Below are 11,763 nucleotides of genomic sequence, written 5' to 3'. Positions count from 1 at the left end.
GCAGTACAACGGTTTTCAAGACCGCCGCGATCGACCACTCTGCCACCTCTCCAATGCCTTTGTCCTTCAAAAGCGATGCAAAGGTAGTTTATTTCTATAAATACACAAAATTTTGAGCATGTTTTTTCATATTTGGATACAATATTCAAGATAACAAATTACAAAACAACATTTAAGGTGAGAATAGAAAAACGGAGAAAAACATCTTTTTTGTAGTATATTTGTTGTAAATAAAAAACAAAGATATTATGAGCAGTTTTAACGAAATTATCAACTCTGAAAATCCCGTATTAGTCGATTTTTTTGCTGAATGGTGCGGACCTTGTAAAATGATGAAACCTATTTTGGAAGAACTGAAAAAATCGGTAGGTGATCGATTTACGATTTTGAAAATAGACATCGACAAAAACATGGCTCTGGCTATACATTACGGTATACAGTCCGTACCTACTCTTATTATTTTCAAAAAAGGGAAACCGGTATGGAGACAATCTGGTGTTATGCAAACACAGGCATTAAAGGAAATTCTGGAAAAATATAAATAATAAAGAAAAGCTTAGAGCCTGTTTAAATTTTCCAATAACAAAATACTATCAGGTCATTTTTGCGTTCTCTTCCGGTCTTTTTCCCTGTTTTCACTCGTCAGATAGCCCGCTATCATCCTCGTAAAAGCAGAAAAACATACTCGGAAGAAACTCTCAAAACTGACCCGTGTAAAATTTAAACAGACTCTTATTTCCATCATTACTTGCCTTACTTCTGTTTTTGTTCTACCTTTGTCGACAAATTTACCGGCAAATATGTACTGGAAATTATTCTATACATTTTTTAAAATAGGAGCATTTACCTTTGGTGGTGGATGGGCAATGATCTCCATAATCGAAAAAGAGGTAGTCGATAAGCATAAGTGGCTGGACAAGTCCGAATTTCTGGATGCATTAGCCATATCTCAATCTTTACCGGGAATCTTAGCTGTTAATATTTCTATTTTAACCGGAAATAAGCTGAAAGGAGTTCGAGGAAGTATCGCTGCAACATTAGGTACTGTGCTTCCGTCTTTTATTCTCATTTTACTTATTGCCATATTTTTTGCCAAATCTTATAACAATCCGATAATAGAACGAATTTTCAAAGGAATACGGCCTGCGGTAGTAGCATTGATAATAGCTCCGGTCCTTACCACCGGAAAATCGGCAAAGATCAATAAATACAATATATGGATTCCCGCCTCAGTAGCATTATTGATATGGGGTACAGGATTATCTCCAATCTATTTTGTTCTCGCCGGAGGTATAGGAGGCATTCTCTATTACAGATATATAAAATGTCATTTTAAGGATAAAGGAGGTAAAAGAGATGGTGTATCTTAATTTGTTATGGGCTTATCTGAAAATCGGACTTTTCGGATTCGGTGGCGGATATGCCATGCTTTCTTTAATACAACACGAAGCTGTCGAAGTAATTCATTATGGTGAATCGTCTCCATGGCTCACTTCTAAAGAATTCACCGATATAGTAGCCATCTCTCAAATGACTCCCGGCCCTATAGGTATCAACAGCGCCACCTATATCGGATATGTAGCAACCGGAGGCAGTATCTGGGGTTCTATATTAGCAACAGTTGCCGTTTGTTTGCCATCGTTCATATTAGTTTTGCTAATCGGCAAATTCTTATTAAAACATCAAAATAATGTTTATATAAAAAGTATTTTTGCAGGGTTACGGCCAATCGTCGTCGGATTGATAGCTTCGGCAGCTTTAATTCTTATGAATAAAGAAAATTTTCCTGACTATACTCTCAGTATTTTAATTTGTATCGGAGCTTTTTGTCTGGTACATTATACCAAACTTCATCCTATATGGATTATTGTATTAGCAGGAGTTACCGGATTCCTTGTATATTGATCTACAAGAAGTTTTTTTAAACATGACATACGAAGAAACGTTACATTATTTATATAATCAATTGCCGGTCTTTCAACAAGTAGGTTCAAGTGCCTATAAACCGGGATTAGGGAACAGCAAGGCTTTAGATGAATTTTTTGATCATCCCCACCGCAAATACCACACCATACACATTGCCGGAACGAACGGGAAAGGATCTACATCTCACCTATTGGCTGCAATTTTGCAACAAAGCGGATATAAAGTAGGACTTTATACTTCACCTCATCTCGTCGATTTCCGAGAACGGATCAGAGTAAACGGAAAAGTAATCAGTAAAGAATACGTTATAGATTTTACCCAAAGATATATTGAACCGACACGCAATATACATCCCTCCTTTTTCGAGTTAACCATGATGATGGCTTTCGATTATTTTGCTGCATGCAAAGTCGATGTCGCAGTTATTGAGGTAGGATTAGGCGGTCGATTAGATAGTACAAATATTATTACTCCAGACCTCAGTATTATTACAAATATAAGTTTCGACCATGTACAATTTTTAGGAAATACTTTACCTGAAATCGCCAAAGAAAAAGCCGGAATCATCAAACCTAATATTCCGGTTCTGATAGGAGAAGCCGAAGGCGAAATAAAACAAGTATTTATAAATAAAGCTCGATGCGAAAACTCACCCATTTATTTTGCGGAAGAAATCAAACCCATTATTCATTCAAGGCTGGAAGATTCAGGGAAATGGATTTTCGAAAGTAATAAATATCCAAATCTTACAGGCGAACTCGGAGGTTTTTGTCAAGAAAAAAATGCAGCAACAGTACTTGCAGCAATAGAACTTTTGCAACAAATGAATTATATGATTCCTGATAAAGCTGTATACCAAGGATTCAAGAACGTTACCAAACTCACCGGGTTACAAGGTCGATGGCAACATATAAATAATATCCCTAAAGTAATTTGCGACACCGGACATAATATCGGAGGAATACAATATATTGTACGTCAACTAAACTCAGAAAAATACAAAACGCTTCGTATTGTAATCGGAATGGTAAATGATAAAGATATAAATGGAGTTTTATCTATATTGCCTCAAAACGCTGTCTATTATTTTACACAAGCATCGATACCTCGTGCGCTTCCCGCTCAAGAAATGATGCAAAAAGGCTTAGCACACGGTTTAATGGGAACGTGTTTCCCTACTGTAGAAGCTGCTTATAAAAAAGCTATTGAAGACAGCGATTCGAATGACTTGATTTTTGTCGGGGGCAGTACTTTTATCGTCGCCGACTTACTGACTATAGAACAAAGATGTCTTATACCCAAAATATAAGAGCCTGTCTAAATTTTCCAATAAAAAAATATTATCAGGTCATTTTTGCGCTTTCTTCCGGTTTATTTTCCCGTTTTCACTCGTCAGATAGCCCGCTATCCTCCTGAAAACAGAAAAATATCCTCGAAAGAAACTCTCAAATCTGACCCGAGTAAAATTTAGACAGCCTCTAAGACATCTTCTGTTCAAAAAAATCTTTATTTTACAGCTACTATTTCTATTTCTACTAATGCTCCTTTAGGCAACTCTTTAATAGCTACTGCAGAACGTGCTGGAAAAGATCCTGAAAATTGAGTCGCATACACAGCATTCATATCTATAAAAAGCGACATGTCCGCAAGAAAAACCGTTGTCTTTACAATATCATCAAACGTATAACCTGCTTCTTCCAATACGGCTTTAATATTAGAAAAGACTTGTGCCGTCTGTTCTTTAATTCCTCCTTCTACGATTTCAGAAGTAGCCGGATTAATAGGTATTTGCCCGGATGCAAAAAGCATATTTCCAACTTCTATCGCTTGACTATACGGACCTATTGCAGCAGGGGCTGCCTTTGTAGCTATTACTTTTTTCATCTTTTTTTATTTTATATTAAACATACAAAGATAATCAATAATATGAAGAAGACATCAATTATGAAATGAATGTCAATAACAAGCTTTATCAAGCCGTTTTTTATCAAAAACCGACAACTATAGATTCTACAACTACTAAAAAAGAGGTAAGAACTCTCCTATTATCTAAATATTCAGAAGAACAATTAGCAAATCCGACAGAAGAAAATCTTATTATGACGACCCAATTATTAAAATTCCTTCTGGAAAATGCGTAAAACAAATAGGGGTATATAAGTATCCAACAAAGGATGGATTTGAAAAAACTGTACCTATCGTTGACATCCGAAAAAAATAAACATGTTATGTTTTGGAAAACAGCCGGCACCCAATAGAAGTGCCGATTGTTTTTTATAAATTAGGTGTCTGTCCTTTTCCGACAATAAGATTATAGTTATTTAACATTTATAGTTATTGTACTAAATCAGATAAGAAAAATGTTTCTTAGATACTGTAAAGACGACACAAAGGGGGAAGCTTATTGTACAAAATACAAATAGAATGTCCGACATACAAAATAAAACTGCTAAATAAAAGGTGATTAGGCTTTTATTTCAAAAATATATCTTCTATATTTGACATACGAATTTCTAAAAAAGGTAAGTTATTCGCTATGAAAACACACGCTTATAACCCTCATGTTTCTGTAGATTGTGTCCTTATCGGATTTAACGGAGAATCGTTAAAAGTCTTACTTACGGAACAAAGTGAAACTCCCAATAATAAAAAAGGAAGCGGTATGAAACTACCGGGTCGTCCGATATTTGATGATGAAGATCTGGATGAAGCTGCACATAAAGTTCTTTTAGAAATTACCGGAATGAACGATCCGTATCTAAAACAATTTAAAACTTTCGGTGCTCCCGATCGAACCAATAACCCTGATGATTTATCTTGGTTAGAAGAAACGACTCAAGTAAAAATGGGACGTATCGTCACAATCGGCTATATGTCGGTCATTCGCATCACGAACAAAATGAATATGAATTTTCAAAATCATAAAGTTACTTGGTGTCCTGTTCAAGAATTGCCACGTCTTGCTTTTGACCATAAAAATATTATTGAAGAAGCTATACGAGAAATAAGACGTACTTCTAAACTATATCCGGCTATTTTATTCGAATTATTACCTGCTAAATTCACAGCTTTAGAATTACGTCGCCTATATGAAGTGATTTACGATAAGGAAATGGATGTAAGGAATTTTCATAAAAAAATAACTGCAATGCCTTATGTCATAGCATTAGAAGAAAAACAAACGAATGTCGCACACAGGGCTGCCAGATATTATCGGTTCGATAAAAAAACATATAACAAACTATACGGACAATATTAGGATTATCAACTTTAAATCATCATAAAGCAAATGTATTTATTAGGATATGACATAGGAAGCTCTTCTGTAAAAGCATCATTAGTGGATGCTCAAAGCGGATTATGCGTAGCTTCGGATTTTTTTCCGAAACAGGAAATGGAAATTATCGCTGTAAAATCAGGTTGGGCGGAACAAAATCCCGAACAATGGTGGAAAAATCTGAAATTGGCTACAGAGTCGGTACTCAAACAATCTAATGTCGATGCATCCGATATAAAAGCAATCGGTATTTCGTATCAAATGCACGGTCTCGTCGTTGTAGATAAGAACCAAAAAGTATTGCGTCCGGCAATCATCTGGTGCGATAGTCGCGCAGTACCTTATGGAGAAAAGGCATTTGAAACTCTCGGAAAAGAGTACTGCCTTTCTCATCTATTAAACTCTCCGGGTAATTTTACGGCCTCAAAATTAGCATGGATAAAAGCTAACGAACCGGAAATTTTTGAGAAAATAGACAAAATAATGTTGCCGGGAGACTACATCGCCATGAAATTAACAGGCAACAGTTGTACAACCATATCCGGATTGTCCGAAGGTATTTTTTGGGATTTCAAGAACGAGACTATCTCAAAAGAACTAATGGACTACTACGGATTTGATCAAAGTTTGATTGCCTCGATCGTCCCGACATTCGGACTACAAGGTGAGATGAATGCCGAAGCTGCAGCAACATTAGGATTAAAAGTCGGTACTCCCGTTACCTACCGTGCCGGAGATCAACCTAATAACGCATTATCCTTAAATGTCCTAAATCCCGGAGAAATCGCATCTACTGCAGGGACATCCGGTGTGGTTTACGGAATTAACGGTCACGTTAACTATGATCCATTATCGAGAGTCAACACTTTCGCCCATGTAAACCATGATAAAACAAATACTCGGCTCGGTGTATTACTTTGTATAAATGGGACCGGTATTCTAAACTCATGGATCAAACGGAATATAGCAACTGCCGATACATCCTATGCAGACATGAATAACCTTGCATCTCAAGTAAAAATAGGTGCTGACGGTGTGAGTATCATACCTTTTGGCAATGGGGCGGAACGCATTTTACAAAATCGAGAAATATCAGCATCCGTACACGGCATAAATTATAACATACATGATAAACGTCACTTGATGCGTGCAGCACAGGAAGGTATAGTATTCTCGTTCAAATACGGAATGGAGATCATGGAAAGTATCGGGATTGATATTCATACGATCAAGGCCGGACACGCCAACATGTTTTTGAGTCCGTTATTTAGAAATACTCTGTCCGGAATCACTCAGGCAACAATAGAACTGTATGATACAGACGGTTCGGTAGGGGCAGCCAAAGGTGCAGGAATAGGTGCAGGAATTTATAAAAACGCTGAAGAGGCTTTTGCATCATTAAAGAAAATAGAGGTGATCGAACCAGAAATAAAAAACATCGCAGCTTATCAAAGTGCATATAATTTGTGGAAAAAAAGACTTGAAGAGTCTATGAAATAAAATAATAACTTTTTATAAAACAAAAAACTATGGCAACAAAAGAGTATTTTCCCGGCATTGGAAAAATTAAATTTGAAGGTGTAGAAAGTAAAAATCCGATGGCTTTCCGGTATTATGATGCTGAAAAAGTCGTAATGGGTAAAAAAATGAAAGATTGGTTGAAATTTTCTATGGCTTGGTGGCATACACTATGTGCAGAAGGTGGAGACCAATTCGGAGGAGGAACAAAAAAATTCCCGTGGAACGATTCTGAAAACCCAGTAGAAGCTGCAAAACACAAAATGGATGCAGGATTTGAATTCATGCAAAAAATGGGAATCGAATACTACTGTTTCCACGATGTCGATTTAGTTGCAGAAGCTGAAACTATCGAAGAATATGAAGCAAATTTAAAAGAAATCGTAGCTTACGCTAAAAAGAAACAAGCAGAAACCGGAATTAAATTACTCTGGGGTACTGCTAATGTATTCGGACACGCACGTTATATGAATGGTGCAGCAACTAATCCTGATTTCGATGTAGTAGCACGGGCTGCCGTTCAAATCAAGAATGCTATTGATGCCACTATCGAATTAGGTGGAACTAATTATGTATTCTGGGGTGGACGTGAAGGTTATATGTCTCTTTTGAACACCGATCAAAAACGCGAAAAAGAACATTTAGCCCAAATGTTGAAAATAGCTCGGGATTATGCTCGTTCAAAAGGTTTTAAAGGGACTTTCCTAATCGAACCTAAACCTATGGAACCGACAAAACATCAATACGATGTAGATACAGAAACTGTTATCGGATTCTTAAAAGCTCATGGTCTGGATAAAGATTTTAAAGTAAACATCGAAGTCAATCATGCAACATTGGCAGGACACACATTCGAACATGAATTATGCGTAGCAGTGGACAACGGCATGTTAGGTTCTATCGATGCTAACCGCGGAGACTATCAAAACGGGTGGGATACAGACCAATTTCCTATTGATAATTTCGAATTGACTCAAGCAATGATGCAAATTATCCGTAACGGCGGGTTCGGTAACGGCGGTACTAATTTTGACGCTAAAACTCGTCGTAATTCTACTGATCTTGAAGATATTTTTATTGCACACATTGCAGGTATGGACGTTATGGCCAGAGCATTATTAAGTGCAGCCAAACTGTTGGAAGAATCTCCTTACAAAAAAATGCTGGCTGACCGTTACGCTTCTTTCGATTCAGGTAAAGGTAAAGAATTTGAAGAAGGAAAACTGTCTCTGGAAGACATCGTAGCTTACGCTAAAGCTAACGGTGAACCTAAACAAACCAGCGGCAAACAAGAATTGTACGAAGCAATCGTAAATATGTATTGCTAATATTCGCACTACTAAAGTGATAAGGGATAAATCCCTTATCACTTTTGCATAATATCAACTTTAACTTCATTATCTTACTTAGACACTATGAACAATACAACTACAGAAGGGAGTAAATTTTATTTATACTCCATCACAGCTGTAGCAATCTTAGGAGGTTTGCTATTCGGTTACGATACAGCTGTTGTTTCTGGTGCAGAAAAAGGGTTAGAAGCCTTTTTCCTTACCGCCACTGATTTTCAATATGACAAGATATTACATGGTATTACCTCTTCCAGCGCTTTATTGGGCTGTGTTATCGGAGGTGCAATCTCCGGTATAGCGGCATTGCGCTTAGGTCGTCGTAACTCTTTACGTCTGGCTTCAGTTTTACTTTTACTTTCAGCATTAGGTTCATACGATCCTGAATTTTTATTTTTTAAACATGGAGAAGCGAACTTAAATGTCTTGATAGCATTTAACTTTTATCGTATTTTAGGAGGTGTCGGTGTAGGACTTGCTTCTGCAATATCTCCTATGTATATTGCAGAAATAGCTCCGTCCGAAATACGCGGTACACTTGTTTCTTGCAATCAATTTGCCATTATATTCGGTATGTTGGTCGTATATTTTGTCAACTACTTGATTTTAGGCGATCATCAGAACCCTATTATATTGAAAGATGCTCAAGGCGTACTCTCGGTAAGTCCGGAATCTGACATGTGGACAGTAAAAGAAGGCTGGCGTTATATGTTCGGATCAGAATCATATCCGGCAATACTTTTCGGAATTTTACTATTTTTTGTACCTAAAACTCCTCGATATTTGGTGTTGATAGAACAAGAAGAGAAAGCTTTCTCTATTTTAGAGAAAATCAACGGACAGAAAAAGGCTAAAGAGATACTCAACGACATAAAAAGTACGGTACACGAAAAAACTGAAAAGTTGTTTACCTATGGTGTTCCGGTAATCATTATCGGTATATTATTATCGGTATTCCAACAAGCTATCGGGATCAATGCGGTTTTATATTATGCTCCCCGCATGTTTGAAAATGCCGGAGCCGAAGGCGGTGGTATGATGCAAACCGTGATTATGGGTATCGTTAATATCCTTTTCACTCTTGTTGCAATCTTTACAGTCGACAGATTCGGTCGCAAACCGTTATTAATTATCGGATCTATCGGTATGGCTATCGGTGCATTTGCCGTAGCTATATGTGACAATATCGGTCTTAAGGGTATTATCCCTGTTCTTTCCATTATTGTATATGCAGCTTTCTTTATGATGTCTTGGGGGCCTATTTGTTGGGTACTAATTTCAGAAATATTCCCTAATACGATTCGAGGAAAAGCTGTCGCTATTGCAGTAGCATTCCAATGGGTATTCAACTATATCGTATCTTCTACATTCCCGCCTCTATACGAATTCAGTCCTATGTTCGCATACAGCTTGTATGGTATCATCTGCGTAATTGCAGCGATCTTCGTATGGCGTTTTGTTCCCGAAACTAAAGGTAAAACTCTGGAAGATATGAGTAAATTGTGGAAAAAATAATTTTTATATTTCTAACATCAAAAGCGGCGAAATATATCGCCGCTTTTTTTATACCTACTGAACCAAAATAAGATACTAACAGAACATAAAAAAGCATTCTCACATTTGATTTGTAAAACAAACAAGGATATATTTGCAACAAAATAAGCTCTAAATCTGTATTATATCTTACAAAGATATTATTATAACTTATATTCGATTTTTATGTACATAACCCTCACTATCTTAGTATTATCCGCAATTTTCTTCATGAACGGCAAAATTCGTTCGGATGTGGTAGCTCTTTGTGCACTCGTGCTTCTTTTAGTTTTTCAAATATTAACTCCGGAAGAAGCGTTATCAGGATTTTCCAATTCCATTGTCATTATGATGGTAGGGTTATTTGTTGTCGGAGGTGCTATTTTTCAGACCGGATTGGCTAAAATGATCAGTGCGAAAATATTAAGGATGGCAGGCAAAAGCGAACTGAAACTATTCATCCTTGTCATGCTGGTAACCGCTGCAATCGGAGCATTTGTCAGCAATACAGGAACAGTCGCTCTGATGTTACCCATCGTCGTCAGTTTGGCTTTAAGCGCAAACATGAACGCCAGCCGTCTGCTCATGCCGTTAGCATTCGCAAGCAGCATGGGAGGTATGATGACTTTAATCGGAACTCCGCCTAACCTTGTCATTCAAAATACGCTGACAGAAAACGGATATGCACCCCTTTCTTTTTTTTCTTTCACTCCGGTAGGTATTATTTGTGTCCTGACAGGTATCATCGTACTTATTCCGTTAAGCAAAATATTTCTTTCCAAAAAAGGACAAAACAACGATAATAAAATAAACAGAAACAAATCTTTGAATGAATTAGTTAAAGAATACCAACTTGCAGATAATTTATTCAGAATAAAAGTAAATCCTAAATCTCCTGTTATCGGGAAAAATGTAGTCGAACTGGATATTCGAAAAAAATACGGGTTGAATGTTCTGGAAGTACGACGTATTTCTCAGTCTCAATCTCGTTTCTTAAAGTCGGTCAATCAAAAACTTGCAACTGATACGACATTACAAAACGAAGATGTAATTTATGTAATGGGAGATTTCGACCGAATACACCAAATTGCACAAGAATTAGATCTTTATATTATCGATTCGCATACTACCGAAGAATCCGGAAAGAATAACGAGAACTCTCTCGATTTTTATGATATCGGTATCGCCGAAATTTTATTGATGCCAAATTCACACCTCATCAATCAAAGTGTTAAAGACGCCGGGTTCAGAGATAAATATAGCCTGAATGTACTCGGAATACGACGAAAAAAGGAATATATTTTACATGATATAAAAGATGAAAAAATTCACTCAGGAGACGTATTACTCGTGCAAGGGACATGGAATGATATAGCCCGGTTAAACGAAGATCAGTCTGAATGGGTCGTATTAGGCCAACCGCTTACCGAAGCTGCCAAAGTGACCTTAGATTATAAAGCTCCTGTCGCTGCAACAATCATGGTTCTTATGATAGCTGCAATGATGTTCGATTTTATTCCGATCGCTCCTGTGACAGCTGTTATGATAGCCGGACTGCTAATGGTTCTTACCGGATGTTTTCGAAATGTAGAATCGGCCTATAAAACCATTAACTGGGAAAGTATCGTGCTCATTGCAGCAATGCTACCTATGTCCTTAGCTCTGGAAAAAACAGGTGCATCAAAAGTCATTTCACACTCGTTGGTTACAGGATTAGGACAATACGGTCCGATCATACTGCTGACAGGAGTTTATTTTACGACGTCACTGATGACGATGTTCATCAGTAATACAGCTACAGCAGTATTGCTTGCTCCCATCGCAATGCAATCGGCTATAGGTATTGGAGTAAGCCCCTATCCTTTCTTATTTGCCGTAACCGTTGCGGCAAGTATGTGTTTTGCATCTCCGTTTTCTACACCTCCGAACGCATTAGTAATGCCGGCAGGACAATATACATTTATGGATTATGTGAAAGTCGGATTGCCTCTCCAAATTATTATCGGAATTATCATGATTTTTACTTTACCTCTTATATTTCCGTTTTAAAAGCATTCTCTCTTCTTTAAGTTTCAGTGTCGGTCTTAGAACCGCCTGTCGAAATTTTGCACAAATATTTTTTGAGAGATGTTGTCGAGTCACTCTTTCTACACATTATAA

The 11,763-nt window shown here is 37.2% G+C and carries 10 protein-coding genes; 9 read left to right on the top strand and 1 reads right to left on the bottom strand.

What is annotated here, in order from left to right:
• Window positions 1-248: 248 nt before the first annotated feature.
• The 4 genes from trxA to Q0093_RS13295 all read left to right on the top strand — a co-directional run bounded on the left by trxA (window position 249) and on the right by Q0093_RS13295 (window position 3,235).
• Window positions 249-545 carry a thioredoxin gene (trxA, locus tag Q0093_RS13310; protein ID WP_297931381.1) on the top strand — a complete coding sequence of 99 codons (297 nt, stop codon included), beginning with the start codon at window positions 249-251 and terminating at the stop codon, window positions 543-545.
• Between the two features lie 255 nt (window positions 546-800).
• Window positions 801-1,370 (top strand): chromate transporter, encoded by a 570-nt coding sequence (locus tag Q0093_RS13305; protein WP_297931378.1) that lies wholly within the window; start codon window positions 801-803, stop codon window positions 1,368-1,370.
• Complete coding sequence (locus Q0093_RS13300) at window positions 1,357-1,905, top strand: chromate transporter (protein WP_294177040.1); 549 nt, start codon at window positions 1,357-1,359, stop codon at window positions 1,903-1,905. Before Q0093_RS13305 ends, Q0093_RS13300 begins: the two co-directional genes overlap by 14 nt.
• A gap of 22 nt (window positions 1,906-1,927) precedes the next feature.
• Window positions 1,928-3,235 carry a folylpolyglutamate synthase/dihydrofolate synthase family protein gene (locus tag Q0093_RS13295; protein ID WP_297931375.1) on the top strand — a complete coding sequence of 436 codons (1,308 nt, stop codon included), beginning with the start codon at window positions 1,928-1,930 and terminating at the stop codon, window positions 3,233-3,235.
• Window positions 3,236-3,432: 197 nt separating this feature from the next.
• Here Q0093_RS13295 and Q0093_RS13290 read toward each other — a convergent pair whose 3' ends face one another.
• Complete coding sequence (locus Q0093_RS13290; RefSeq protein ID WP_297931373.1) at window positions 3,433-3,810, bottom strand: RidA family protein; 378 nt, start codon at window positions 3,808-3,810, stop codon at window positions 3,433-3,435.
• 652 nt (window positions 3,811-4,462) lie between these two features.
• Here Q0093_RS13290 and Q0093_RS13285 point away from each other — a divergent pair.
• From Q0093_RS13285 to Q0093_RS13265, 5 genes are all read left to right on the top strand, one after another.
• Window positions 4,463-5,185, top strand: a complete 723-nt coding sequence (locus Q0093_RS13285; RefSeq protein ID WP_297931370.1) for an NUDIX domain-containing protein — start codon at window positions 4,463-4,465, stop codon at window positions 5,183-5,185.
• Window positions 5,186-5,215: 30 nt separating this feature from the next.
• Window positions 5,216-6,703: an FGGY family carbohydrate kinase gene (locus tag Q0093_RS13280; RefSeq protein ID WP_297931367.1), complete on the top strand. Its 1,488-nt coding sequence runs from the start codon at window positions 5,216-5,218 to the stop codon at window positions 6,701-6,703.
• Between the two features lie 29 nt (window positions 6,704-6,732).
• Window positions 6,733-8,049: a xylose isomerase gene (gene xylA / locus Q0093_RS13275; RefSeq protein ID WP_294177048.1), complete on the top strand. Its 1,317-nt coding sequence runs from the start codon at window positions 6,733-6,735 to the stop codon at window positions 8,047-8,049.
• 87 nt (window positions 8,050-8,136) lie between these two features.
• Window positions 8,137-9,585 carry a D-xylose transporter XylE gene (gene xylE / locus Q0093_RS13270; protein WP_294177049.1) on the top strand — a complete coding sequence of 483 codons (1,449 nt, stop codon included), beginning with the start codon at window positions 8,137-8,139 and terminating at the stop codon, window positions 9,583-9,585.
• Window positions 9,586-9,789: 204 nt separating this feature from the next.
• Window positions 9,790-11,652 carry an SLC13 family permease gene (locus Q0093_RS13265; RefSeq protein WP_297931364.1) on the top strand — a complete coding sequence of 621 codons (1,863 nt, stop codon included), beginning with the start codon at window positions 9,790-9,792 and terminating at the stop codon, window positions 11,650-11,652.
• Window positions 11,653-11,763: the final 111 nt, after the last annotated feature.

The sequence above is a fragment of the uncultured Coprobacter sp. genome, assembly GCF_947855755.1.
Taxonomy (GTDB): Bacteria; Bacteroidota; Bacteroidia; order Bacteroidales; family Coprobacteraceae; genus Coprobacter.
Note: the sequence above shows the minus strand (reverse complement) of the source record. Positions and strands in the feature narration are given on the sequence as shown.